Annotated in this window: 25 protein-coding genes; 19 read left to right on the top strand and 6 right to left on the bottom strand. The window is 66.4% G+C overall.

Annotation, left to right across the window (positions count from 1 at the left end):
• Positions 1–2 precede the first annotated feature (2 nt).
• The 3 genes from V9L18_RS01570 to V9L18_RS01580 all read right to left on the bottom strand — a co-directional run bounded on the left by V9L18_RS01570 (position 3) and on the right by V9L18_RS01580 (position 3,160).
• Entirely contained in the window at positions 3–1,292 is a 1,290-nt protein-coding gene (locus V9L18_RS01570; RefSeq protein WP_337345414.1) for an ABC transporter substrate-binding protein, read from the bottom strand.
• Positions 1,293–1,433: 141 nt separating this feature from the next.
• Positions 1,434–2,432, bottom strand: coding sequence for a LacI family DNA-binding transcriptional regulator (locus V9L18_RS01575; protein WP_337345415.1), 999 nt, complete (start codon positions 2,430–2,432; stop codon positions 1,434–1,436).
• A gap of 143 nt (positions 2,433–2,575) precedes the next feature.
• A complete protein-coding gene (locus V9L18_RS01580; protein WP_337345416.1) occupies positions 2,576–3,160 on the bottom strand; it encodes a histidine phosphatase family protein in 585 nt (194 codons plus the stop codon).
• A 96-nt stretch (positions 3,161–3,256) separates the two neighbouring features.
• On the opposite strand from V9L18_RS01580, the gene V9L18_RS01585 reads away from it, so the two are divergent.
• Positions 3,257–4,108: a DUF6597 domain-containing transcriptional factor gene (locus V9L18_RS01585; protein ID WP_337345417.1), complete on the top strand. Its 852-nt coding sequence runs from the start codon at positions 3,257–3,259 to the stop codon at positions 4,106–4,108.
• 117 nt (positions 4,109–4,225) lie between these two features.
• Positions 4,226–4,618, top strand: coding sequence for a DUF1761 domain-containing protein (locus V9L18_RS01590; RefSeq protein WP_337345418.1), 393 nt, complete (start codon positions 4,226–4,228; stop codon positions 4,616–4,618).
• Positions 4,619–4,676: 58 nt separating this feature from the next.
• Here the strand turns inward: V9L18_RS01590 and V9L18_RS01595 are convergent, their stop codons facing one another.
• On the bottom strand, positions 4,677–5,276 hold the full coding sequence (locus V9L18_RS01595; RefSeq protein WP_337345419.1) for a hypothetical protein: 600 nt from the start codon (positions 5,274–5,276) through the stop codon (positions 4,677–4,679).
• 686 nt (positions 5,277–5,962) lie between these two features.
• Between V9L18_RS01595 and V9L18_RS01600 the strand changes: the two genes are divergently transcribed.
• On the top strand, positions 5,963–8,356 hold the full coding sequence (locus V9L18_RS01600) for a phosphoketolase family protein (protein ID WP_337345420.1): 2,394 nt from the start codon (positions 5,963–5,965) through the stop codon (positions 8,354–8,356).
• A 152-nt stretch (positions 8,357–8,508) separates the two neighbouring features.
• Here the strand turns inward: V9L18_RS01600 and V9L18_RS01605 are convergent, their stop codons facing one another.
• A complete protein-coding gene (locus V9L18_RS01605; protein WP_337345421.1) occupies positions 8,509–9,834 on the bottom strand; it encodes a carboxylesterase family protein in 1,326 nt (441 codons plus the stop codon).
• A gap of 121 nt (positions 9,835–9,955) precedes the next feature.
• The gene (locus V9L18_RS01610; RefSeq protein ID WP_066287853.1) at positions 9,956–10,444 is read right to left on the bottom strand and encodes an inorganic diphosphatase; all 489 of its coding nucleotides are present in this window, start codon (positions 10,442–10,444) and stop codon (positions 9,956–9,958) included.
• A gap of 154 nt (positions 10,445–10,598) precedes the next feature.
• Between V9L18_RS01610 and dacB the strand changes: the two genes are divergently transcribed.
• From dacB to V9L18_RS01690, 16 genes are all read left to right on the top strand, one after another.
• Positions 10,599–12,092, top strand: a complete 1,494-nt coding sequence (gene dacB / locus V9L18_RS01615) for a D-alanyl-D-alanine carboxypeptidase/D-alanyl-D-alanine endopeptidase (RefSeq protein WP_337345422.1) — start codon at positions 10,599–10,601, stop codon at positions 12,090–12,092.
• Positions 12,093–12,291: 199 nt separating this feature from the next.
• Entirely contained in the window at positions 12,292–13,425 is a 1,134-nt protein-coding gene (locus tag V9L18_RS01620; protein WP_337345423.1) for a zinc-dependent metalloprotease, read from the top strand.
• Positions 13,426–13,485: 60 nt separating this feature from the next.
• Complete coding sequence (gene tilS, locus V9L18_RS01625; protein WP_337345618.1) at positions 13,486–14,577, top strand: tRNA lysidine(34) synthetase TilS; 1,092 nt, start codon at positions 13,486–13,488, stop codon at positions 14,575–14,577.
• Positions 14,578–14,607: 30 nt separating this feature from the next.
• Positions 14,608–15,159 carry a hypoxanthine phosphoribosyltransferase gene (gene hpt, locus V9L18_RS01630; RefSeq protein ID WP_337345424.1) on the top strand — a complete coding sequence of 184 codons (552 nt, stop codon included), beginning with the start codon at positions 14,608–14,610 and terminating at the stop codon, positions 15,157–15,159.
• Between the two features lie 93 nt (positions 15,160–15,252).
• Positions 15,253–16,296, top strand: coding sequence for a LacI family DNA-binding transcriptional regulator (locus tag V9L18_RS01635; protein WP_337345619.1), 1,044 nt, complete (start codon positions 15,253–15,255; stop codon positions 16,294–16,296).
• 146 nt (positions 16,297–16,442) lie between these two features.
• A complete protein-coding gene (gene ftsH, locus V9L18_RS01640) occupies positions 16,443–18,506 on the top strand; it encodes an ATP-dependent zinc metalloprotease FtsH (RefSeq protein ID WP_337345425.1) in 2,064 nt (687 codons plus the stop codon).
• Positions 18,507–18,516: 10 nt separating this feature from the next.
• Positions 18,517–19,161 (top strand): GTP cyclohydrolase I FolE, encoded by a 645-nt coding sequence (gene folE / locus V9L18_RS01645; RefSeq protein WP_337345426.1) that lies wholly within the window; start codon positions 18,517–18,519, stop codon positions 19,159–19,161.
• A gap of 10 nt (positions 19,162–19,171) precedes the next feature.
• Positions 19,172–20,092, top strand: coding sequence for a dihydropteroate synthase (folP, locus tag V9L18_RS01650; protein WP_337345427.1), 921 nt, complete (start codon positions 19,172–19,174; stop codon positions 20,090–20,092).
• 13 nt (positions 20,093–20,105) lie between these two features.
• On the top strand, positions 20,106–20,465 hold the full coding sequence (gene folB / locus V9L18_RS01655; RefSeq protein WP_337345428.1) for a dihydroneopterin aldolase: 360 nt from the start codon (positions 20,106–20,108) through the stop codon (positions 20,463–20,465).
• Positions 20,462–21,001, top strand: a complete 540-nt coding sequence (gene folK, locus V9L18_RS01660) for a 2-amino-4-hydroxy-6-hydroxymethyldihydropteridine diphosphokinase (protein ID WP_337345429.1) — start codon at positions 20,462–20,464, stop codon at positions 20,999–21,001. The genes folB and folK overlap by 4 nt, the downstream gene beginning before the upstream one ends.
• Before the next feature lie 3 nt (positions 21,002–21,004).
• Positions 21,005–21,547, top strand: a complete 543-nt coding sequence (locus V9L18_RS01665; protein WP_337345430.1) for a DUF3180 domain-containing protein — start codon at positions 21,005–21,007, stop codon at positions 21,545–21,547.
• Positions 21,528–22,040 (top strand): PH domain-containing protein, encoded by a 513-nt coding sequence (locus V9L18_RS01670; RefSeq protein ID WP_337345431.1) that lies wholly within the window; start codon positions 21,528–21,530, stop codon positions 22,038–22,040. Before V9L18_RS01665 ends, V9L18_RS01670 begins: the two co-directional genes overlap by 20 nt.
• A gap of 89 nt (positions 22,041–22,129) precedes the next feature.
• A complete protein-coding gene (locus V9L18_RS01675; RefSeq protein WP_337345432.1) occupies positions 22,130–23,686 on the top strand; it encodes a PH domain-containing protein in 1,557 nt (518 codons plus the stop codon).
• Entirely contained in the window at positions 23,679–24,572 is an 894-nt protein-coding gene (locus tag V9L18_RS01680) for a Rossmann-like and DUF2520 domain-containing protein (RefSeq protein WP_337345433.1), read from the top strand. The genes V9L18_RS01675 and V9L18_RS01680 overlap by 8 nt, the downstream gene beginning before the upstream one ends.
• 2 nt (positions 24,573–24,574) lie before the next feature.
• Positions 24,575–25,519: a 4-phosphopantoate--beta-alanine ligase gene (locus V9L18_RS01685; protein ID WP_337345434.1), complete on the top strand. Its 945-nt coding sequence runs from the start codon at positions 24,575–24,577 to the stop codon at positions 25,517–25,519.
• 329 nt (positions 25,520–25,848) lie between these two features.
• On the top strand, positions 25,849–26,070 hold the full coding sequence (locus V9L18_RS01690; RefSeq protein WP_337345435.1) for a hypothetical protein: 222 nt from the start codon (positions 25,849–25,851) through the stop codon (positions 26,068–26,070).
• Positions 26,071–26,072 lie beyond the last annotated feature (2 nt).

Here is a 26,072-nt window from a genome sequence, read left to right on the forward strand (position 1 = left end):
CATCAGAAACTCGCCTTTGCGGCGGCGATCTCTTCGGCCATTGTCTTCACCGCGTCCTCGGTGGAGGCCGTGCCGGAAAGGACAGCGTAGACGTTTTTGTAGATCGCCTGGGAGATCTGCGGGTAGACCGGGGAGATCGGGCGGGGCTTGGCGCCCTTGACCGAAGCGAGCAGTTCGGACGCGAATGGCATCTTCGCCATGACAGCGGGGTCGGCGTAGGCGGCCTCGTTGACGGGGGCCTGCGAGAAGTCCATGGCCACGTGCTTCTGCCAGTCCGGTGTGGTGGCGAAGTCGATGAAGGCTACAGCCCCGGCCTGGTTCGTGGAGTGGGCAGAGATGGCCAAGTTCCAGCCGCCCAGGACGCCGGAGGCCTTGCCGCCTTCCCAGGCCGGAAGCGGAGCGACGCCGAAGGTGCCGGCAAGCGGGGTGGCATTGAGCAGGCGGTAGACATGCGGCCAGTTGCGCTGGTAGCCAAAGTTGCCGGACTCGTAGGCCAACCGGGCCGGGTCCTCGTTGTAGGTCAGGACCGCACGGTCTGCCGAGCCGTCCTTGAGGCCCTTGCTCATGAAGTCGAGCACCTCACGGGTCTCTGGCGAGTCGATCGCGATCTCGCCGGTTTCGTCCAGTACTTCTCCACCGGCGCTGTATAGCATCTCCAGGAAGTTGACGGTGAGGCCCTCGTACTGTTTGCCCTGGTAGACGAAGCTGTTGCCGGGCGCCTCGGCCGCTTCAGCGTAGAGCTGTTGCCAGGTCTCCGGCCTGGCTACCTTGTCCTTCTGGTAGTACACGAGTCCTGCGTTGGTGAAGAACGGGGAAGCCCAGTACTTTTCCTCGTACTTTGCCGTTTCTACGGTGGAGGGGATGAGACGGTCCCGGTTGGCTTCAACGAGTTTGGTCTGGTCCAGCAGCCAGCCCTGGGAGGCGAACTCTGAGGTCCAGATGACGTCGGTGACGAAGATGTCGCATTCAGTGGACTTGCCTTCGAGCCGCTGCACGGCCTGCGTGCGGGCCTCGTCGGTGGTCGCTCCGATCTCGGTGTACTTGGCGGTGACCTTGCCGTTCGCTGTGGTGAAGGCCTCTGCCGTGCCCTTGTAGATGCCGGAGGCGTCTTTGCCGCCGCAAACGTTGATGCTGCCGGCAGCGTTGGCGGCCGACGCCGGATCGGCAGCCGCGGCGTTGTCCGCGCCTTGGGTGGCCGCGCCGCCACCACATCCGCTCAGGAGCAGGCCGGCGGCCATGGCCGCAGCCGCCATAGCAGTGGGTCGTGGTGAAGTACGTCGAGTTAAGTCCACAAGTGGCTCCTTTGCCTTGCCGGCGTCTTTTCGAGTGCGGATGGAATCGATTCCAAATGTGACCCAAAATGAGTGCGATGGAATGTTTGGAATCGATTCCAAAAGTGTGTCAGCCGCCACACGGAGCTGTCAACCCCTGCGTTATTTCCTCGTCGAGTCCCGCACCACGAGCTCGTGGGGGAGGAACGTCCGGCCGCGGCGGTGAACCCCCGGCACTGTCATCCGCGCCAGGAGCTCTTCAAAAGCCAAACGGCCCATCTCATAGGCCGGCTGCCTGATCGTCGTCAGTTCCGGGACGCACATTTCCGCCTGCACGGAGTCGTCAAAGCCTGCCACGGCGATGTCGTCCGGCACACGCAGCCCGGCGTCGGTGATTTCGCGGACACACCCGGCGGCGACGGTGTCGCTGCCGCAGAACACGGCGTCGGGGAGGGGGGCGGACGCCAGCAGTTTCCTGGTGAGGCTTCGCCCGGTGTGGAAGTCGAATTCACCTTCAACGAACAGCATCTGCTCCGGTGCCAAACCCGCTTCGTCGGCCGCCTCGCGAAAGCCTTTTTCGCGCAGCCTGCCGGAGCGGGCCGCCCGGTTGCCGATCATCGCCAACCGCCGTCCGCCGGTCTCAATGAGGTGCCGAGTGATGTCGAATGCGGCCTGCCGGTCATCGATGGAGACGCCAAACGCCGCCTCGGAGTCGGCGATCTCGCAGACCTGGACAACGCTGAGCTGCTCGGCCATTTCCTGGACGTCGTCGTCAGGCATCGTCGGCGAAAACATGATCAGCCCGTCCACGGACCCGTTGCGCAGCATATCCACCAGCTGCTGTTCCCGCTCCAGGTCCCCGGCGGTCGGTGCGATGAGGCTGACATAGCCTGATAGTGCCGCGGCGTCGCCGACGCCGCGGAAGGCCTCGCTGATGACGGGCGAGTTCAGGTTCTTGGCTAGGGCCAGGATCCGCATGGTCCGGTCCCGCCGAAGGTCGCGGGCAGAGGCCAGGGGACGGTAATTGAGGCGGCGGATGGCCGCGTTGACCTTTTCCTTGCTGGACTCGCTGACGGCCGGACTCTTGTTCAAGACGCGGGACACTGTCCCTACGGACACTCCTGCTGTCTTAGCGACGTCCTGGACTGTCGCTCGCGCCATTCGGTTGTCCTTCCGCGACCAGTGCTGATGGCCGTTGCCGCCATGCCCCTACCGGGCCGTGCTGCGGCCGGGTTTTCCTCAGCATAGCCGCACCCCGGCCGGCGCGCCGTCCTGCTGCCGATGGCCCTCAGCCGGTCACGCGCTCAGGCGTCAGCGGTCTCCATGACGGGTTCGCCGTTGAAGTACTTGAGCTGCCAGCCGTCAACCGCGTGGTGGTGGGCCAGATTGAGTACGGCGTTGTCCACGCTTTGAAGGGTGCGGCCGATAGCGCGGCTGAGGCTGACGCGAAGGAGTGTGCCGTGGGCGACAACCAGCACCCGGCCGCCGCGGAACTCCTCGGCGAGGGCTTCCAGGGCGGCCAGTCCACGGCTCGCTGCCTCGTCCTCGCTTTCGGCGCCCCGGAAGCCGCCGTCAATGCGCAATGCGTCCAGTTCCGGGCCCGCCTGCAGGCCCTCCGCGGGCCCAAAGCTGCGCTCGCTGAGTTCGGGGAGCCGACGGGCCACGGTGAGCCCAAGTCCGGCGGCGATCAGGTCTGCGGTCTCGGCGGCGCGGCTAAGCGGTGAGGACACAATCGCGTCCCATTCATGACCGGCCACAACGGCGACGGCGTCACGCGCCTGGCCGCGGCCGACGTCGTTCAGCGGAATATCGGTGGATCCCTGCAGCCTGCGCTGCGCATTCCAGTCTGTCTGGCCATGGCGGATGAGGGCGAAGGTCGTAAGGGTCATGCCCTCCATTGTCCCCGACGAAGTGCGGGCTCTGGAAACTGCCTCATGTTCGGCGGTGCTTCCCGCCCGGCATCCGGCTCACCGTAGACTGCTCGTGTGCTCTACGAGGAGTGTCCCGCGCCCGCCCGGCTGCAGCCCTACGTCAGCCATTTCTGGTTTGTGCGCGGCACCCCGGCGGCGAAGTACGAAAAGATCCTGCCGGGTCCTTTGGCCCACCTGATTCTGAACCTGTCCTCGCCGTACCGCCTCATCGATCCGTTTGCGGTGGCTCCGGACAAGGGAGCCAGGGAAGTGGCCGTTGGCTTCTATTCAGGCGTCCAGTCCAGCTACCTCATCAGCGAGAACCCGACGCACCTGTTCAACATCGGCGCAGCCTTGCAGCCCTACGGCATCGCGGCACTCACGGACCTGCCGCCGTCGGAACTGCAGGGAAAAGTGCAGGACACGGACGGTTTCCTGCCCGGCTTTACTGCCCTTCGCGCCGGGCTGATCGACGCCGGTCCCGCCGCCGCGTTCGACGCCCTGGAAACCTTCCTCACATCCCGGTTTAGCGGCGGAGCGGACCCGCGGACCGTGGACGCCGTGGCCCGGTGGGCCGAGGAGGACGTTCCCGTGGCAGAGCTGGCCCGCGACCTGGGGGTTAACCCGTCCACCCTGCAGCGGCTCATGCTCCGCGACTGCGGCATCACCCCCAAAAGCTACGCCGATGTGTGCCGTTTCTACCGCTTCGCCAACGCTGCCGCCCGGCTGCCCGTGGACGGCTCAAGCGGCAAGGCGCTGCTGGCACTGGCCGACTACTACGACCAGCCCCACCTGATTCGTACCTTTCGGCGCTTCAGCGGCTTCACGCCGTCGGAATACCTCCGTCTGATCCGGGAACACGGGCCGGAATACGCCACTTTCGTACCGCTCCAGAGCGTCGGGGACAGCCCGACGGCGGCAGGCTGAGCAGGCGCGGATTCGGCCTGCGTGCGGTGCGGCTTTTGTACAATACGCCGCTGGCTGGCGGGCATAGGCTCCAGCCAAGGACGCCGCGGAAGTGCGTCCCGGGGAAGGATGAAGGCGATGGACCTGGACATCAACTGGGTGGGTGTACTGCTTGCGGCGCTGGCGACATTCGTTGTGGGCGGTCTGTGGTACTCGGTGCTTTTTGCGAAAGTGTGGCAACGCGAGGCCGGTGTGACGGATGAGCAGCTGAAGCACGGAACCATTCGGGTTTTTGTGGGCTCGTTCCTGCTCGCTGTGGTCATGGCAGGGGTGCTGGCTGCGTTTATTGGCGACGGCGGTGCGGGCTTCGGCACGTTGGCCGGGCTCGCTGCAGGGGTGGCCTGGGTGGCGGCCGCCCTGGGCATCAACTACCTCTTCGAACGCCGCAGCTTCACGCTGTTTGCCATCAATGCGAGCTACAACATCGTGGCGTTCACGGCGATGGGGGCGATCATCGGCGCCCTGCAGTAGTGGCAGCAGCGCAGTGCAGTAACCTCAGCAGCGCCGGCGGGCGTGGACGGTGCGGCGCTCAGCGCACCTCGAGGATGAGCGCCAGCAACCTGGCCGCTGCCGGCCGGGCGGCGTGCTCCTCCACCCACTGGGAGCGGGCCACTGCCTTGCTTACGGCCTGGGTGGTGATGCCAAGTTCCTGGGCCACAGCTTTCTGCTGCCCGCGGACGCCGGGAGTCATCAGGTCCAAAACGCGCCACTCAGCCCCTGACCTGTCCCGCACAATGTGCCCCAGGAGGCGCAGCACGGCTTCGGCCTCGTGGGCCACGTCAGCCAGCGGTCCCTCCACGGCCACGGGGACCCGGTCCTTGCCGTTCCGCAGCCGGTCCACGGCACGGCGTGCGTAAACCAGGCCATGGCCGGACGCGTCCTTGATGAGGTTTGGCAGCGGTTCGTTCACCGGACCCACGCCCAGCCCCACGTACCAGGAACCGGAGCGCAGGGCGATCAGCGCGGCCTCCACTGCCTGGTGCGGACAGTCCACGATGCCCTGGACTTCGTCTTCGACCGAGCGGTCGAAGTCCAGGCGCGCAGGGATATGCCGCAGGTCCTTGAGCAACTGCGGCACCCGGTCACCATCGCGCCGGCTGTCCGTTTGATTGATGGTCAGCGTGAACATTCTGGGTACACCCTACCCGGTGGTACGGATCAGGGAAGTGCCTTAATTCAGGCCTGGTCGAGCCTGGTGGCAGAGCTGATCTGAATGGTCGCAAGCGCCTGCAGCCCGGCAGATCCTGGGGGCCGGAGGCCGGATTCGGCCATGGCCTGCTGCATCGCGGTAACCAGCCGGTCCGGGGTCCGTTCCGTGCTGAACGTAAAGAAGCCCGGCGAGGGCGCAATCCAACCCCTACAAGGGCAGGCAGCCACTTCCACGCTATGTGCCAGGACAATTCGCTGTGCCGCAGCCGCCCCAGCCTGGCCGCATAGAGCCGTTCAGCGCGGCGTACCAGCCAGGTTCTCTGGACGTCACCCACGCTCTGCCAACCGGAGGACTCGACCACCGGCTGGCCGTTCCCCAGCGTCTTCGTCCGTTTGCGTGCACTCTGGACGAGCGCAGGATCGCCGTAGGCTTCCGTTCCTGCCGTTCCTTGGGTTCCCGCCACGGTCATCCCCCCTGCCTGCGTCGAATCAACGCTTACGAACCTACCTGCTGCGCGGACCGAGCCGCGATGGGGAGGACGGCCCATCACGGTGGTGGACGCGTTTGCTGAGCATGAACCAGCTACAACGGTTGCGAGTGCGGCGGTCATCTGTTCGGATGGGAGCAACGGCCGCAGCGGCGGCAGGTGCGAGCTAAGGATGGCTATGACCGGCAACGTGGCGCAGGACGAACTCGAACTCGTGGACCGCTGGTGGCGGGCGGCGAACTACCTATCGGTGGGCCAGATCTATCTGCGCTCCAACCCGCTGCTCCGGAAGCCGCTCGCCGCGGAGGACACAAAATCCCGGCTGCTGGGCCACTGGGGCACCACCCCGGGGCTGAACTTCGTGTACGCGCACCTGAACCGGCTGATCCGACGTGACGCCCAGGAGATGCTGTTTGTGGCCGGGCCTGGCCATGGCGGCCCGGCGGTGGTGGCCAACGCCTGGTTGGAGGGCACCTACTCCGAGATCTATGGGCATGTGGGCAACGACGAAACCGGCATGGCTGAGCTGTTCCGGCAGTTTTCCTATCCCGGCGGCATCCCCAGCCATGCGGCACCGGAGACCCCCGGCTCCATCAGCGAGGGCGGAGAACTGGGGTACGCGCTGGCGCACGCCTACGGGTCGGTGTTCGACAATCCCCAACTGGTCACCGCCGTCGTGATTGGGGACGGCGAGGCGGAGACCGGACCGCTGGCGGCGAGCTGGCATTCGCACAATTTCCTGGACCCCGCCACGGACGGCGCCGTGTTGCCCATCCTGCACCTGAACGGCTACAAGATCGCCAACCCCACCATCCTTGCCCGGATGCCGGAGGGCCAGTTGGAACAGCTGCTGCGCGGCTATGGCCATGAGCCGCATTTCGTGACCGTCACCGATGCGGACAACACCGCCCAGGCGCACCGGGATTTTGCGGCGGCGCTTGAGGAGTGCCTGGCCGAAATCGGGGCCATCCAGGACTCCCGCCGCGGCACTGCGGAAGACGCTGCCACCGATGGGGACGGGGCAGCGCCGCGCTGGCCCATGATCGTGCTGCGCTCGCCGAAGGGCTGGACCGGGCCGAAGGTTGTGGACGGCCAGCAGGTGGAGGGCACGTGGCGGAGCCACCAGGTCCCGCTCGCCGAAGTCCGAACGAATCCCGAGCACCTCCAACAACTCGAGGAATGGCTGCAGTCCTACCGCCCCGACGAATTGTTCGACGGCGATGGCCGGCTCCGTCCTGATATCGCCGAGGCGGCTCCCACCGGCGATTTCAGGATGAGCGCCACCCCGCACGCCAACGGCGGGCTGCTGCGCCGTGCGTTGGAGCTGCCCTCGTACGGGGCCCACGCAGTAGAGGTGCCGGAGCCAGGTACGGAGCGGATCAGCCCCATGATCACGCTGGGTTCGTGGATGCGGGACGTGATCTCGCTCAACATGGAGAATTTCCGCCTTTTTGGCCCGGATGAGACAGCATCCAACCGGCTCCAGAACGTCTATGAGGTCACCGACAAGGTGTGGCAATACCGGATTGACGACGCCGACGAGCACCTTGCGCGCTCCGGCCGGGTGCTTGAGGTGCTCAGCGAGCACCTGTGCCAGGGCTGGCTGGAGGGCTACCTCCTGAGCGGACGGCATGGCGTGTTCAACTGCTATGAGGCTTTCATCCACATTGTCGACTCGATGTTCAACCAGCACGCCAAGTGGCTGAAGGTGCACCGCAAGCTTCCGTGGCGCCAACCAGTGGCTTCGCTGAATTACCTGCTGTCCTCGCACGTCTGGCAGCAGGACCACAACGGGTTCTCGCACCAGGATCCGGGCTTCATAGACCACGCGGTGAACAAGAAGGCCGAGGTCATCCGGGTCTACCTGCCGCCGGATGTGAACACGCTGCTATCAGTCATGGAACACTGCCTGGCATCAACGGATTATGTGAACATCGTGGTCAGCGGCAAGCAGCCCTCGCCCACGTGGCTGGGGCCGGCTGACGCTGCGAACCACTGCCAGCGGGGGCTGGGCATCTGGGGTTTTGCAGGTTCCGAGGTATCCGGCGAGGAGCCCGACGTCGTCCTGGCCTGTGCCGGCGACGTGCCAACTGTCGAGACAGTCGCGGCTGCGGAGCTGTTGAAGCGCGGCGTTCCGGGGCTGAAGGTCCGCGTGGTCAACGTGGTGGACCTGATGCGGCTCCAAGACGCGAGTGAGCACCCGCACGGCCTCCCGGCGTCGGACTTTGACGGAATCTTTACCCCGGACAAACCTGTCATTTTCGCCTACCACGGCTATCCGGCCCTGATCCATCGGCTGACGTACCGGCGCACCAACCAGGAGGGCCTGCACGTGCGCGGCTACAAGGAAGAGGGGACTACCACCACGCCGTTCGACATGGCCATGCTCAACGGCATCGACCGATTCCAGCTGGCCATCGACGCCATCGACCGTGTACCGGGCCTGGCGGAGAAGCATTCGCTGGTCCGCCAGAGCCTCCAGGACCGCCGGATGCAAGCGCGCGAACACACCCGCATACACGGCGAGGACCCGGAGGATCTCCGCAACTGGACCCTGGGCGGCAGCAGCTAAATGTCGATGAGGCCGGTGAGCTCGACGGACGGCACATGGATCCAGCTTTTCGGTCAATGCCGCCGCGGCATGGGTTCCCGGCGGCACGACGGTCTGCTTCTGGATGACGGCCCGGGCGGCGTCGAAATTCAGGTGTCCCCTACCCCACGGAGCTAAACGGACCGGTACTGAAGGGCCCCGGGGATGCCGCCTGTTTCGCCGAGGCTGTCACCCCGGGCAAAAGCGGCCCACAGGCTCCGCAACTCCCGGCCCACGGCATTGATCTCATCCCATGTTGCTCCCGTGAGGAGTCCGGCGGCGGCCCAGGTCTGCTGATTGCCGAACAACAGGGGCAGGTCAACCGTGTGCGCGGCGCGATAGTAGTTCCCGGGGGCGCCCCAGGAGATGACGTAGCTGTGGGCCTTGCCGCCGGCGCGTGCATGGCGCCGGGCAAACTTCCGGGCTGCCCGGCCGTACACCGCCTCCGTCACGGCCCAGTTGATGGCTTTGACGGCGGCGTTTCCGATGCCGGGGACTTTGCCCAGCCGGCTGACCAGGGGGCTCCGGGGAAGGAAAAGCCGTGCCTCGTCGGCTGTATGCCCGATCAGCACCTCGATGTCCGGAGCCGTCACGTTCCAGGCGGCCTCGATGTCGGCCTCCGGCGGAAGGGGAGCGTGCCCGTACTGCGTACCGAACGGCATGGCCGCCATGAGCCCGTACTTTCGGGCCACCTGGGACACGCGGTCCTCGACGGCCACCACTTCCATGGCAGGAGTGTCTACGGTGACAGCCTCCGCAGCGATGCCCATGGCGTGGCTCATCTTGTGCCGGCCGCGGGTGATGCCAAGGGGAGCACTTTGGATGATGGCCCGCTGGAACAGCGACGGCGCTTCGGGCGTCGCCATGAGGTGGGCCACGGAGTCGCCACCGGCTGACTGGCCGAACGCGGTAACGCGTCCTGGATCGCCGCCGAAGGCAGCAATATTGCGCTGCACCCAGCGGAACGCTTCCAGTTGGTCGAGCAGGCCGAGGTTGGCGGGCCGTCCGGTGCCGGTGGCCAAGTAGCCGAACAGGCCCAAGCGGTAGGTTACCGAGACAACAATCACCCGGTTTTCAGCCACCAGCGATGTGGCGTCGAAGATTGCCAGGTCACCGGAACCGGAAGTGTAGGAACCGCCGTGCAGCCACACCATGACCGGGACCCGCTCATCCTCGGCCAAGCCGGCAGGCACGGTGATGGACAGGCGCTGGCAGTCCTCGCTGCCGGGAAGCTCGCCGTAGCGCGTGCCGAGGATGTCATCCAGGAACGGGACTGGCCCCTGCGGGCAGGCTGGTGCGAGGGTAGTGGCGGCGAAGTCAGTGGCCCAGTCCGGTATGGCCGCCGGAGGTTGAAAGCGGGCCGCGGTGGCGTAGGGGATCCCCGTAGCGCGCAGCACGTCACCGTCCCGCCAACCGCTGACCGGACCGCACGGAGGATTAAACGAAGGCTCGGAACTCACAGGGCAACGATTCCACAGATTTACTTTTGGAGGGGCAACAGAAAATCCCCGCCTCCCGGACATTTCCCCCTCGCATGACGCGGGGATTTGTCCGGGAGGCGGGGATTTTGCGGCGGGGCGCTTAGTGCGCGGCCGGCACGTAACGCTTGATGGAAGCTTCCAGCTCGGCCTCGGCGGCGGCGCGGTCGCCCCAGCCTTCGGCCTTGACCCACTTGCCGGGCTCCAGGTCCTTGTAGCGGGTAAAGAAGTGCTCGATTTCCTTGATCAGGAACTCGCTGACGTCGCTGACTTCCTGGATGTGGTCAAAGCGGGCGTCAACCGGGACGCACAGGACCTTGGCGTCTCCGCCGCCGTCGTCGGTCATGTTGAAGACGCCGATGGGGCGGGACTCAACAATGACGCCGGGGAGCAGGTCAAAGTCCTGCAGGAGCACCAGTGCATCCAGCGGATCGCCGTCTTCGCCCAGGGTGTTTTCGAAGAAACCGTAGTGCGTGGGGTACTGCATGGAGGTGAAGAGGACGCGGTCCAGGCGGACGCGGCCGGTCTCGTGGTCAACTTCGTACTTGACGCGGGACCCCTTGGGGATCTCGATGGTGACGTCGTGCTTCATGGAATGCTCCTCGGCAATTGCAGGGGGTTCGCGGCACAGTAGACGCTCAGCAAAATGGAGTGTCGGTGCCGCCGACTACTATTGAGGATATAGCGAGAGGCCCAGGTTTCAGGAACTTGCGGGGAAATTTCAGGACTTGAGGACCAGCACCAACATGAAGGAAACATCGGGGCCCGCAGGGTTCGGGGCGCCGTTCACGGATGCGTTGCGGCGCACCTTCCACCGCGGAGTTAAGGCCTGGCCCACGGCGCTGCTCCTGGTTTTGATCGTTATTCTGGCGCTCCCCGCCGGCTGGCTGCTTGCCCCCGCCTTCACGGGTCCGGCTTCGGTCCAGGCGCCCGAAACGCCAGCCTGGCAGCAGGCTCCCACGTCACTTTCCACCCGGCAGGGCCTGTCCCCGTTGACGGATTCCGCGCCGGTACCGGTACCGGCAGCCGTCACGGCCCAGTTGGAACCGGTGTTAAAGCCCGACGGCGGCGGTACTTTCACCGGGATGGTCCAGGATGCGCTCACCGGCCAGGTCCTCTTTGACCGCGGCGGTTCGGAGAACCGCATTCCCGCGTCCAATATGAAGCTGTTGACCGCGGTCGCAGCCCTGCGGGTCCTGGGGCCGGACGAGCGGTTCAGCACCAGAGTGGTCGCCGGTCCCACGCCCAGCCAAGTGGTGCTGGCCGGCGGCGGCGACGTCCTCCTGGGAACGGGGAAGTCCGCGCCGGAGCAGGTAATGGGCCATGCCGGGCTTGCCACGCTGGCCGAAGCGACCGTAGCTGCCCTGCGGGAGAACGGCGCAACCGGGGAGCTGACGGTCCTGGTGGACGACTCCCTGTTCAGCGGCCCGTCCCTGAATCCGGCCTGGGCGTCCGGCGACGTTGAGGCCGGCGAAGTGGCCCCGCTGTACCCCCTGGCATTGAATTCCGCGCGGTTCGATCCCGCCGTCATCACCGGACCGCGCCCGCAGGATTCCGCGATCACCGCAGGGGAGGCGTTCGCCGAGCAGCTCAAGGCGGCAGGTGCTGCCGCGGGACTGACGGTGGCGGCCGGCGTCGGGCGTTCCAGCGCGCCGGCGGGCAGTGACCCAACCGTCCTGGCCGAGGTTCAGTCCGCCACCGTGGGCGAGCAGGTCGACCTGATGTTGCAGACCTCGGACAACTACCTCGCGGAGGTCCTGGGCAGAATGGCGGCCGCCGCCCAGGGGCAACCGGCCAGCAACGACGCCGCCACCGCCACAGTCCGTGCCCAGCTCACCGAACTTGGGATCCCCACCGATGCCATGCGGCTCGCGGACGTGTCCGGGCTGGCGCTGGACAACCAGGTCTCGGCCCGCCAGTTCTCCGAAGTGGTGCGGGCCATCACCTCCGGAACGGACCTCAGGCTGCGGGCCGCGCTGGCCGGATTCCCGGTGGCCGGCCTGACCGGAACGCTGGACACGCGTTACGGGGACAGCTCCACCGCAGGCGGTGCCGGGCTGGTGCGGGCCAAAACCGGGACGCTGAATTCGGTGATCGCCCTCAGCGGTTACGTGGTGGACGCCGACGGCCGGCTGCTGGTGTTCTCGTTTATCGGCAACGGGCTCACCCCCGGGGCGGGCGGGAACAAGGAAGCCCTCGATAGGGCCGCCACGGCGCTCGCCGCCTGCGGCTGCCGCTAGGAACGTTCGCCAGGGAATCACAGAATCCGCGTGTCGGCGGCGGGAAAGTCTTAGCGGCCCTCGCCCGCATTGGCGGTGCTGCCCAGCACCGTTCATGAAGGCGGGGACCGGTCTGGCTGGCTCCGGCGGCGCCTGCCGGGGGTTCGCCGGTCAGCGAACTTAAGGACGTTCCGCGGTCTGCTGTGTTCTGATGGGAACTATGGAGTCCACCGCACGTGATTCGTCCGCACCGGCGTCGTCCAGCCCGGCCCAGGCCCTGATCAACTGGGACCTCGCCGCGTCCACAGCTGCACGGCTGACACCGGCGGGACCCATACTGTCATCGGCGGAAATCGGTGACGCCGTGGACAGCCTGCGGCGGCTGGCGGACGCCTCAGTGCACCATGTGCACCACATCACCGGGCTGGAAGCGGCGCGGGATCTGCGGGACTCGTCGGTGCTCATAGTGGACCGGGCGTCCTGGGCCAAGGCCAACACCCAGAGCTTCGCGGTGATGCTGAAGCCGGCCATGGAGAAAATGCTGGAAAGCCGCCGCGGAACAGTCAGCCCGGCTGCGGCCAGCGTCAGCGGTGCCATCACGGGCAGCCAGCTGGGCGCCGTCCTGGCTTTCCTCTCCAGCAAGGTCCTGGGCCAGTACGATCCCTTCGCGGCCCTGGCCGAAGGCTCCAATGCACCGGCGGGCGGCAGGCTGCTCCTGGTCGCCCCCAACATCGTTTCCGTCGAGCGTGAACTCAACGTCACGCCGGAGGACTTCCGGCTCTGGGTCTGCCTGCACGAACAGACGCACCGCGTGCAGTTCGCCGCCGCGCCGTGGCTGCGCCACCATATGCTTTCCGAGATCGACAACCTCAGCGGGCATCTGTTGGGCAACGTTGACTCCCTCTTGGAGCGTGCCTCCGCCGCGGCGCGCTCCCTCAAGGACCGGACCGCCACGGGCAACACTCCCGGCCGCGGTGCCATCCTGGACCTCCTGCAGAACCCCGAAGAGAAGGCTTCCCTTTCCCACCTCACGGCCGTGATGAGCCTGCTGGAAGGCCACGCCAACGTGGTGATGGACGCCGTTGACGCCAGCATCGTGCCGTCGGTGAAGACCATCCGGCAGCGCTTCAACGACCGCGGCAAGGACCGTGGCGTGATCGAAAAGTTCATCCGCAGCCTGCTGGGCCTGGACGCTAAGATGCGCCAGTACTCGGACGGCGCCAAGTTCGTCCGTGCCGTGGTGGATGTTGCCGGGATGCAGGGTTTCAACCGGGTCTGGGAATCGGCAGAGAACCTTCCTACTGAACCTGAAATCCACGACGCCAAGATCTGGCTTGACCGGATGGGCCTCTAATTGCCTGAAGCGCCTCACGCCCGCTCCGGGTTTCACAGCGGACGACGGCGGCCCGGCAGGCTGGCGCCCGTCGTCGGCACTGCGCGCAAGGCGCTCCAGAACGCGCTGGCGGACGCCGGCTTTCCGGCGCACGTAGTGGTGGCCTGCAGCGGCGGGCCCGACTCCCTGGCGCTTGCCGCCGTCGCAGGCTATTTCGCCCGCCGCGGCCACGTGGACGGGCACCCGGTGACGGTGGGCGCCGTGGTGGTGGATCACCAGCTGCAGCCAGGCTCCGCTGACGTGGCCGTCCGGACCGCGCACACGCTCAAGGAGTTGGGCCTGGCCCCGGTGGAGGTGCGGACCGTTATTGTCGCGCCCACAGGCATGGGACCGGAGGCTGCCGCCCGTGATGCCCGCCATGCCGCCCTTGAGGCTGCAGCCGCGGAACAGGGAGCCGGGGCAATCCTCCTGGGCCACACCCTGGATGACCAGGCCGAACAGGTTCTCCTGGGGTTGGCCCGCGGTTCAGGGACCAGGTCCCTGGCCGGGATGAGGCCTGCCAGGGGGATGCTGCTGCGGCCGTTCCTGGGACTTCGCCGTGCGGACACCCTGGAGATCTGCCACGCCGAGGAACTCGAACCCTGGCATGACCCCAGTAACGCGGACCCGGCGTTCGCTCGCTCCCGGACCCGCGTAGAAGTGCTGCCGCTGCTCGAAGAGAAGCTCGGGCCCGGCGTCGCAGAATCTTTGGCCAGGACGGCGTCCATCCTCCAGTTGGACGCCGATTACCTCGAGGACGTGGCGGAGCGCACGTTTGCGGCCTTGGCGGAACGCTCCGGAGCCGAAGTGAGCCTTCCGGAGGAGGCCTTGGGGGAACTTGCGCCGGCCATCAGGTTCCGGGTCATCGCGAAGGCGGCTGCCGACGTCGGGGGCCAGCAGCCCAGCTACCAGAGGCTCCTCGCGGCGGAAGCGCTGCTGCGAAGGCAGGGATCGGCCGGCCCGGTTGAGCTACCCGGAGGAGTGAGTGTCTACCGGTTGTCGCTGGCCCAGCTGCAGGCAGCAAACCGGCCCGCCAGGGACGCCGCCCAGCCCGATGGCAGCTTTCCCGTTCCCCGGGAAGCCCCCCGCTGTGGGAAGCTAGTATTCCGGCCTCAAAAACCGCCCCAAAATTAGTCGCACCCCGCATCTACACAGGAGCCATTGGTGGATTCAAACGACGTCCAGGCAGACCTCAAGCACGTTCTCTACACCAAGGAACAGATCCAGCAGCGGATCTCCGAACTCGCTGCCGAGATCGACAAGGACTACGAAGGCCGTGAAATCCTCATTGTTGGCGTGCTCAAGGGTGCGGTGATGGTCATGGCAGACCTCGCCCGCGCGCTGCACAGCCACATCTCCATGGACTGGATGGCTGTTTCCTCCTACGGCTCCGGCACCCAGTCCTCCGGGGTTGTCCGCATCCTCAAGGACCTGGACACGGACCTCATGGGCAAGGACGTCCTGATCGTCGAGGACATCATCGACTCCGGCCTGACGCTGTCTTGGCTCAAGACCAACCTGGAGTCCCGCGGCACTGCTTCGGTGGAAATCTGCACCGCCTTCCGTAAGCCCACTGCCGCCAAGGTGGAGATCGACGTTAAATACGTCGGATACGACATCCCCAACGAGTTTGTTGTGGGCTACGGCCTGGACTACGCCGAAAAGTACCGCAACCTGGACTTCGTGGGCACCCTGGCGCCGCACGTCTACGAGTAACCCGCGCTTCCCTGCCGCGCACCTGTTGTAAGGGCGGCCTCTTTCGGGAGGCCGCCTTTTGCACACCCGGACAACCAGCATGTGGAAGAGAAGTTGAACAACAAGAACATTGGCATCAAGGACGTAGCAGTCGCCGCCGGAGTGTCCGCCACCACCGTCTCGCACGTCCTCAACGATGTCCCGTACGCGCGGATAAGCGCCGAGACCCGGGAAAAGGTGAAGTCCGCGGCGGTGCAGCTCGGCTACGGCCCCAACCGCCTGGCCCAGGCGCTGCGCACGCAGCGCACCGGCTTGCTCGGGCTGGTCAGCGAGGATATCGCAACTACGCCCCATGCGGGCAGGATCATTCTGGGCGCAGATGACGCCGCACGTGCCCGCGGCTACAACCTCATGATCATCAACACTTCCGCGTCGGCCAGCGATGAATCCAGGAAGTCAGACGTTGATGCCCTGCTGGAGCGTCGGGTGGACGGCATTTTGTACGCCACCATGTACCACCGCATCCTGGATGTGCCCGGCAATCTCGCAAACGTCCCGGCGGTACTGGTGGACGCCGTCAGCAGCGGGGCAACCATCGCCGCCGTTGTCCCCGACGAAGAAGCCGGAGCCAGGACGGCGGTCACTACCCTGCTGGCCGCCGGGCACACCCGCATCGGCTTCCTCAACAACACCGACGACGTTCCGTCCACTCACGGCCGCCTCCGGGGGTTCCGGAAGGCCCTGTCCGAGGCAGGGCTCGACGGCGGTGCCGCGCCGGTGCACACCGGACCGTCCGAAGTGCAGGGCGGCTATGAGGCGGCACGAAGGATGCTGCAGCTCAGCGATCCCCCCACGGGCATCTTCTGCTACAACGACCGGATGGCCATGGGCGCCTACCGGGCCGCGGCCGAGCTGGGACTTGCCATCCCCGCTGACCTGTCCATTGTGGGCTTCGATGACCAGGAACTCATCGCCGGCAACCTGCATCCGGGCCTCACTACGCTGGCCCTGCCGCACTACGAAATGGGTGCCTGGGCCACAGGAACGCTGATTGACGCCATTGAGGGCAAAGGCGACCTCGCCGGGCTGGCACTGGATCCGACGGTCCTGGACTGCCCGCTGGTCACCCGCGGATCCGTCGCGCCGCCCCGGTCCTGACCGCTACGCCCACAGGGAACTTTTGTGCCATACCGTGCGTGATTTACTCCGAACGGTGTATAGCTAGAAGCTGACGCAGCACCACACGCGCGCAGACCACTCGCCGTGCAGCACTACCAGGAGGGACGGGGCGAATCCCCGAACAGATGAAAGCTAAGAGTTTCTTCAAGGGCCCGGGCATCTGGATCGTTGTTGTTATCGGCATGCTCCTTGTGGCCTTTGCAACGCTGGCTCCCGGCGGTGCCGCCCGGATCGACACGAACAAGGGCCTGGAGCTGCTGTCTGAAAACCAGGTTGAGCAGGCGAAGATCTTCGACGGCGAAAACCGCGTGGACCTGGTGCTCAAGGAAAACCTGCAGCTCAACGGCCAGGACAAGGGCAAGAGCGTCCAGTTCTTCTTCGTTGATGCCCGTGCGGTGGACGTGGTCAAGGCCGTCACCGATGCCAAACCTGCCAGCGGCTACACGGACCAGCCAATCGAGAGCAACTGGTTCTCCGGACTGCTCTCGCTCCTGATCCCGGTCATCCTCCTCGGTGCCTTGTTCTGGTTCCTGATGACCCGCATGCAGGGCGGCGGTTCCAAGATCATGCAGTTCGGCAAGTCCAAGGCCAAGATGGTCAACAAGGACATGCCGCAAGTGACTTTTGTTGACGTTGCCGGTGCGGACGAGGCCGTTGAGGAGCTCCAGGAAATCAAGGAGTTCCTGCAGGAGCCGGCAAAGTTCCAGGCGGTGGGGGCCAAGATCCCCAAGGGCGTGCTGCTCTACGGCGCTCCCGGAACCGGCAAAACCCTCCTGGCCCGGGCCGTTGCGGGCGAAGCCGGCGTGCCTTTCTTCTCCATCTCCGGCTCGGACTTCGTTGAGATGTTCGTCGGTGTGGGCGCGTCCCGCGTCCGCGACCTCTTCGAGCAGGCCAAGGCCAACTCTCCCGCCATTATCTTCGTTGACGAAATCGACGCAGTGGGCCGCCACCGTGGCGCCGGCATCGGCGGCGGCAATGACGAACGCGAGCAGACCCTCAACCAGCTGCTGGTTGAAATGGACGGCTTCGACGTAAAGACCAACGTCATCCTGATCGCCGCCACCAACCGTCCCGATGTCCTGGACCCGGCACTGTTGCGTCCCGGCCGTTTTGACCGCCAGATTTCTGTGGACGCCCCGGACCTGATCGGACGCGACCAAATCCTGCAGGTGCACGCCAAGGGAAAGCCGATGGCCCCGGGTGTTGACCTCAAGGCTGTGGCCAAGAAAACCCCGGGCTACACCGGTGCAGACCTCGCCAACGTACTCAATGAAGCGGCGCTCCTCACGGCACGTTCCAACGCCAACCTCATCGATGACCGCGCCTTGGACGAGGCCATCGACCGCGTCATGGCAGGCCCGCAGAAGCGCAGCCGCGTTATGAAGGAACACGAACGCAAGATCACCGCGTACCACGAGGGCGGACACGCCCTGGTGGCAGCGGCGCTGCGGAACTCGGCCCCGGTCACCAAGATCACCATCCTGCCCCGTGGCCGCGCCCTGGGCTACACGATGGTGGTTCCGGATAACGACAAATACTCCGTCACCCGCAACGAGCTCTTGGACCAGATGGCCTACGCCATGGGTGGCCGCGTGGCTGAGGAGATCGTGTTCCATGACCCCTCTACTGGGGCATCGAATGACATCGAGAAGGCCACGGCGACGGCCCGCAAGATGGTCACCGAGTACGGCATGAGCGAACGCGTGGGTGCCGTCCGCCTCGGCCAGGGCGGCGGCGAGCCGTTCCTTGGCCGCGACGCCGGGCACGAGCGCAACTATTCCGACCAGATCGCCTACGTGGTGGATGAGGAAGTGCGCCGCCTCATCGACCAGGCGCACGACGAGGCTTACGCCATCCTCACCGAGAACCGCGACGTCCTGGACCAGTTGGCACTGGAACTCCTGGAACGCGAAACCCTCAACCAGTCCGAGATCGCCGATATCTTCGCCGACATCCGCAAGCGTGACTTCCGCGAAGTCTGGTTGTCCAAGGAGACCCGCCCGGTCCAGCAGGCGGGCCCAGTGGAATCCCGCCAGGAGAAGGCTGAGCGCGAAGCCCAAGAGGAAGCAAAGCAGGCCCGCCTCGAGGAGCCGCTGGACGCGCAGCCCCCGCACCCGCAGGGTGTCCCGGAGGACGCAGCGTTCCAGGGCGGCGTCCCCGACTCGGGGCCTGACGGCGTCCACGGCTAAGCTTTCTTCTGTGAACCACTTCGACGACGACGACATCCACTCCTCCGCCGGACACCCGGCGGAGGACGGCCACCACCACAAAAAGCATGAGAAAGTGGACCGGCCGCGGATCGAAGCTGCTGTCCGCGAAATCCTGCTGGCTATCGGCGAGGACCCGGACCGCGGCGGCCTGCAGGACACCCCGAAGCGCGTGGCCAAGGCCTACGCCGAGGTGTTCGCCGGGCTGCACCACGATCCGGCGGACATCCTGTCCACCAAGTTCGACCTCGACCACGAAGAATTGGTCCTGGTCAAGGACATCCCGTTCTATTCCACGTGCGAGCACCACCTGGTCCCGTTCCACGGGGTGGCGCACGTGGGCTACATTCCCTCGCACGATGGCAAAGTGACCGGGCTCAGCAAGCTGGCACGGCTTGTGGACATGTACGCCCGTCGCCCGCAGGTGCAGGAGCGACTCACCACCCAGATCGTTGAAGCAATGGTCAGCCACCTCAAACCCCGCGGCGCGATCGTCGTGGTTGAATGCGAGCACATGTGCATGTCCATGCGCGGTGTCCGCAAGCCCGGAGCGAAAACCGTCACCAGTGCGGTACGCGGGCAGCTCCATGACCCGGCCACCCGCGCCGAAGCCATGAGCCTCATCCTCGGAAGGTAAGTATCAGACCATGGACTCACTAGCTGCAGCCCCGGGAACCGGGCCCGCAACATCTCCGCTGCCCATCCTGCGCAAACCGCGTCCGGCCGCGAAGTTCTCCGACCTGCCCACCGACCGCACCCTGGTCATGGGCATCCTCAACGTCACCCCGGACTCCTTCAGCGATGGCGGCAAGCATCCGACGGCGGACACCGCCATCGCCGCCGGCCTCCGGATGTTCTACGCAGGGGCTGACATCATCGACGTCGGCGGTGAGTCGACCCGTCCCGGCGCCGAGGACGTCAGCCCGGAAGAGGAACAGCGGCGGGTGATCCCCGTGATCGAGGCCCTGGTCAAGGCAGGCGCCCTGGTCAGCATAGACACCACCCATGCCTCTACGGCAGCTGCCGCGGTGGAAGCCGGCGCAGCCATTATCAACGACGTTTCCGGCCTCACCCTGGAGCCGGAAATGGCCGAGCTCGTGGCAGCGTCCAAGGTGCCCTACGTGCTGACGCACCGCCGCGGCGACGCCCGCACCATGAATTCGCTGGCCGAGTACAAGGACGTTGCCGGGGAAGTGGTGGCAGAACTCGCCGGGGTACGGGACAAGCTCTACGCAGCCGGGGTTGGGCAGGACCAGATCATTGTGGACCCGGGCCTGGGCTTCGCCAAGAACGACGCCCAGAACTGGGAGCTCCTGCAAAACCTGGACCAGCTGGAGAGCTTGGGGCACAAAATTCTGGTAGGTGCCTCCCGGAAGCGATTCCTGGGCACCCTGCTCACGGTGGCAGGAAAGTCCGCCGCCCCGGAGGAGCGGGACGCCGCCACCGCGGCCATCACTGCCATCAGCGCGTTCCGCGGGGCCTGGGCGGTCCGCGTGCACGACGTCGGCCCCAGCCTTGACGCCGTCAAGGTTGCCTCACGCTTGGCTTCCGCCCGCACAACACACTAGGGCCGGGGGACCCATGGACAGGATTACGCTGAGCGGTGTCACCGCCGTCGGCCATCATGGCGTGTTCGATTTCGAACGCCGCGACGGCCAGCCCTTTGTGGTGGACGCCGTGCTGCACCTGGACTTTTCCGGTGCGGCCGCCTCGGATGATGTCCGGGACACCGCGCACTACGGCGAGGTGGCGGAGCGCATCACAGGCTGGATCACGGGCGAACCCGTGAACCTGATCGAGGCCCTGGCTGTGCGGATTGCCGAGGACCTGCTTAGCGAATACCGGCTCCACGCCGTGGAGATCACCGTCCACAAACCCAAGGCGCCCATCGAAGTCCCCTTCGGCGACGTGTCCGTCAGCGTGTACCGGGAGCGGACATGACCACCGGCTATACCAAGGCGGTGCTTGCGCTCGGCAGCAACCTGGGCGAACGGAACGACACCCTTTCCGAAGCGGTAGCTGACCTCGTGGATCCGCCGGAGGTCCGCCTGCTGGCCGTCTCTCCGGTGGTGCAGACGAAGGCGGTAGGTGGTCCTGCCGGCCAGCCGGACTTCCTGAACATGGTCATCACCGTGGAAACCACCCTGTCCCCGGCCAAGCTCCTGGAGCACTGCCAGTCCGTGGAGAACAAGCACCACCGTGTCCGCGAGGTGCGCTGGGGGCCGCGAACGCTCGACGTCGACATCATCACCTATGGCGACTTCACCAGCGAGGACCCGGACTTGACCCTGCCTCATCCCCGCGCTGCGGAACGCGCCTTCGTGCTTTATCCGTGGTCCCTGATCGAACCGGCCGCCATGCTGAACGGTGAACGCATCAGCGCGCTGGCTGTCCGCGCCTCCGACTTTGACGACCTTGCCCCGTTTGACGGCTTCGGCGACTTCGACGGCGTCCCCACCGCCGGGGCGGTTGAATAGGCCATGAAACCGATCAACCCCCTCCGCCTGCTGCTCATCGGCCTGATCCTGGCCGTCGCCGGCTGGGCTGCCACCGTCCTGACCAACCGGTACAGCATGGCCACGCCAGTCCTGCCCGTTACGGCCCTGGCCACCATGGGCGTGATCGTGGCCATCACCCTGATCCTCGGCATCCGGATCCTGCGGTGGCGCAACAGCAACCGGGACAGTACCAAAAAGAAGACTGTTCTTGACCCCATCCTGGCCGCCCGGACCCTGGTCCTTGCCCAGGCCTGCGCCTATGCCGGCACGGTACTCCTGGGCTGGCACGTCGGCATTTTCCTGGACCAGCTGAGGGTCTGGAGCCTGCGCAGTGACCAAGGCATTACCTGGGTGGCGCTTGCCCAGGCCGGTGGCGGCCTCGTGATGATTGTGGTGGGCCTCTTAGTGGAGCGCTTTTGCAAGATTCCGCCGGAGGACACTGAAACGCCGGGCGAGGGCCACCGTGGCCGGAGCCCGCGCGGCGAAGCCGCAGGGGAAGGCGAATATGCGTACCGAGGCGATTGATCCGCCAGGCATCACCTGGCAGCGCGTGTCGCCCAAATACGTCACGGTCCGGCTGGTGGAGTGGGCCCTCGGGAACCTCATCATGGTGCTTGTGCTGTGCCTGCCGCTGGTCTTTGTGACCCTCGGGTGGTGGGTGTGGCCCCCGTTATGGCTGGCGATCCTCGTGCCCGCTGCGGCCGTGGTCATGGCCGTCTGGCGGCTGGTGCTGATCCCGCGACAGGTACGTGCCATCGGTTACGCCGAGCGGGACGAGGACCTCCTGATCCGGGGCGGCATCTTCTTCCAGCGCACCATGGTGGTCCCGTACGGGCGGATGCAGTACGTGGACATCGGGGTGGGCCCGGTGGAGCGTGGGCTTGGATTGTGCACCTTGAAGCTGCATACGGCCTCGCCGGGAACCAACGCACTGATCCCCGGGCTGCCGGCCGCGGAAGGCGCGCGCCTGCGCGAGCAGCTGTCGGCCCGCGGCGAAGCCAGGCTGGCTGGGCTGTGACCGCTGACGGCCCCGTCCCGGAGCCGGGTTCCGCGCCACTTCCGCGTAAAGCCGACGCCGCGCCTACGCCTGCCGCACCTACGGCTGCAATGACTGCGCCCGCCGCGTCCGCACCGGAAACGCACGACGGCGAGTGGCTGCGCGTGCATCCGGCGTCGCCGTTTGTGCGCGGCTGGGTGGCCTTGGCCGCCATCGGCTTTTTCTTCGGCCGCGACTTCTTTGAGCGGATGCTGCAAGGCAGGCCCCTCTTGGAAGAGGGGTTCGCCGGCCGGATTCCCTGGCTGCTGGCCGGCGGCGGGACCGTACTGCTGATCGCCGTCCTTGGCTTCATCCTGACCTGGTACTTCACCAGGTACCAGGTTGCCGGCGGCTACGTCCGGGTCAATACCGGTTTCCTTTTCCGGCAGCAGCGGCAGGCCCGGCTGGACCGCGTCCAGGCCATTGACATCGTGCAGCCGCTGCTGGCCAGGATCTTTGGCCTGGCTGAACTCAAGTTCGAAGTCGCCGACGCCGGTGAGTCGGCTGTGCGCCTCGCCTACCTCCGGATGGACGACGCCCGCCAGCTCCGTGCCACTATCCTCGCCCGGGCCGCCGGCGTAGTCCAGGACCCGGAACGGCCCGAGGAAGCCCCGCCCGAGGCACCGGAATTCCCCGTGCTGTCCGTGCCGCCGTCGCGCCTGGTCGGTTCGCTGCTGCTCAGCGAGCAGAGCTTCTTCGTGGTGCTGGGCGGCGTCGCGTCAGTGGTCCTCTCCGCGGTGACCGACAATCGCGGGTTCTACCTGTACCTGATTCCCGCCGCCCTGGGCCTCGCCGCGACCTACTGGAGTTCCTTCAACAAGGGCTACAACTTCACTGCCGCTATTTCCCCGGACGGCATCCGGCTGCGGTATGGACTACTGGACACCCAGGCCCAGACGCTCCCGCCCGGGAGGATCCAGGCGCTCAGGGTAGCCCAGCCGCCGCTCTGGCGTATTTTCGGCTGGTACCGCATACAAGTCAACGTGGCCGGATATGGTGCTGCGGGAAGCAACGGCGAAACGGCGTCGCGCACCACCCTGCTGCCCGTGGGAAAGCTGGCCGACGTGATGAGCATGCTGTCCCTGGTGCTCCCGGACCCCGGAACCCCGGAACCGGGGAGTGTATTCACCGCCGGGCTCACGGGACTGGATTCCGACGGCGGCTTTGTCACCACGCCGCGGCGCGCCCGGTTCCTGGCCCCGCTGGGGTGGCGCCGCAACGGCTACACCGCCACAGCAACCGCCCTCCTGATCCGCTCCGGCCGCTGGTGGCGGCAGCTAGTGGTAGTGCCGCACCAGCGCACCCAATCCATGGCCCTGCACCAAGGCCCGCTGGCCAGGCGGTTCGGTGTGGCCGACCTCGTTCTGCACACCACCGCCGGTCCGGTCTCGCCCCGCCTGATCCAAGCCGGGGTCGAGGAAGCCAGGACCCTCTTCGACGAACAGTCGACCCGTGCCAGGCTGGCCCGCAAACGCCAGACGAGTGAACAGTGGCTGGCCCAGGTGGCGCCGGCAACTCCCGCCGTTGAGCCCGAAACCGCGGCGATTCAGCCCGATCCAAGCCAGCCGGTTGAGTCCACACCGACCCCTGACACCCCCAAACGACAGGAAGGCCAGCAACATGGCTAAGCCGGGGCGCCTCGGCGTCGGAATCATTGGCGCCGGCAAGGTGGGTGCCGTGCTCGGTGCTGCGCTCCGCTCGGCCGAGCACGCCGTCGTGGGGGTGTCCGCGGTGTCTGACGCGAGCCTGGAACGTGCGGAAGCGCTTCTTCCCGGAGTGCCCATCCTGGAGATCCAGGACATCGTGGAGCGTGCCGAACTGGTACTCCTCGCCGTACCGGATGACGCCTTGGCCGGACTGGTGGACGGACTGGCCAAGCTGGGCGCCTGGCAGCCCGGGCAGCTGGTGGCCCACACGTCGGGCCGGTTTGGCGTGGGCGTCCTGCATCCGGTGCGCGCGGCCGGGTCCATCCCGCTGGCCCTGCACCCGGCCATGACCTTTACCGGCATGAGCCTGGACCTCACCCGGCTCCTGGACTGCACCTTTGGCGTCACCGCGGACGCGGCGATGCTGCCCATCGCGCAGGCCCTGGTGGTGGAAATGGGTGCCGAGCCCGTGGCCATCGCCGAAGGGGACAGGACCCTGTACCACGCAGCCCTCGCCCACGGATCCAACCACATGGTTACCCTGGTGGCACAGGCATCCCAGCTGCTCCGTGACGTGGGCGTGGATTCGCCCGAAAGGATGCTCGGGCCCCTGCTGCGGGCCACACTGGAGAACGCGTTGGCCTCCGGTGAGGCGGCGCTGACCGGGCCGGTGGCCCGGGGCGATGTCGGAACAGTGGCCGCCCACGCCGAGGCCCTGCGGGAGTACGACGCCGGCGCCCACGGCGATGTGTTGGAGGCATACCTGGCCATGGCCCGCTCCACCGCACGCCGCGCCGAGAGCCGCGGGCTGCTGAAGGCGGACCAGCTGGACGGGCTGCGCCAGGCCCTCGAACCCAAGGAAGACTGAAGATGCCCATCAAACTGGTGACGACGGCGGCCGATCTGCGGTCCGAGAGCGCCCGGCTCCTGGTGAACAAGTCCGGCGCCTCGCAGGGGCTGGTGCCGACGATGGGCGCCCTGCACGAGGGGCACGCGCAGTTGGCGCGCACCGCCGTCGAAGAGAACGACGTCGTGGTGGCGTCCATCTTTGTGAACCCACTGCAGTTCGGCGACGCCGTTGACCTGGACCGGTACCCGCGCACGCTGGATGCAGACCTCGCCCTGTTGGAGTCCGAAGGCGTGGACCTGGCGTTCGCGCCGTCCGTGCAGGAGGTGTACCCCGGCGGCGAGCCATTGGTCCGGGTGACCGCCGGCCCGCTGGGGGAGAAGTGGGAAGGCGCCTCCCGGCCCGGACATTTCGACGGCGCCCTCACCGTGGTGGCCAAGCTGCTGCATTACGGCATTCCCGGAACCGGGCTGCCGCCGTCGGGCGCGTTTGCAACCTCAGGTGCGCCTTCTGCCGGCATCCCGGGATTGCCTGCCTACCGCGCCTACTTCGGCCAGAAGGATGCCCAGCAGTTGGCCTTGGTCCGGCGCATGGTGGCCGACCTGAATTTCCCCGTGGACATCGTGGGAGTGCCCACCGTCCGTTCTGCCGACGGCCTGGCCCTCTCCAGCCGCAACCGCTTCCTGTCCGACGAACAGCGGGACGCCGCCCTGGTGCTGTCCCGGGCGCTGCGGCTCCTCGAGCAGCGGGCCAACCTCCACGAGCCATTGGACCTCGAGTCCGCCCAGGCACTGGTAGCGTCCCAGCCGCTGGTTGAACTCGACTATTTCGAGGTGGTGGACCAAGGCACGCTGGAACCGCTGGCCGAGAACTGCCGCGAGACCCCGTTCCGTGGCGACGCCCTGGCGATCATCGCAGCCAAGGTGGGCCCCGTGAGGCTGATCGATAATCTGCCGCTCAGCTCCTGAAGCCTCCTGAACCTTCCTGAACCTTCCGGCCTGGTTCCGGGGTCCGGGCGAAGCCGGTAGGGGGCCCCGGTCCCTGTTGGTTGGCCTGCCGGTCCGCTATGCTCGAATTGTTGCCCCAGACCCTGGCATGGCCTTACTCGGCGTCCACCAGGAGGAGCAGTCATCAACGCGGGCAATCCCCACATCACTTCCCGTCTTACCCTTGGCCTTTGTGCTGCCCGGTGGCCGTATGCCCGGCGCAGCCGCGTACGGGCGTGCGCCGTGCACGCCTGTACCCCCCACCAACGCCTGTGGCCGACGTGCCACACCAGACCAGGAGCAAGTTTCCGATGATTAGCACAATAGAGGACGGCCTGTCCTATGTCGTCAAAGTGACTGACGCGTCCGTCCTGGACGAGTATTTGAATTCCGCTGTGGACCTGGCACGCCAACATGCTGCCAAGAGGGGGATCTGCGGCATCATGGTGACCCGTCACGCGCCCGACACCTTCACGGTAGCGGTGAGCGAGGCCGTGCCTTTTGGCGAGACCCGCGAGCAGATCGACCCCTAAGG

Source organism: Pseudarthrobacter sp. CCNWLW217 (assembly GCF_037203985.1).
Lineage (GTDB): Bacteria > Actinomycetota > Actinomycetes > Actinomycetales > Micrococcaceae > Arthrobacter.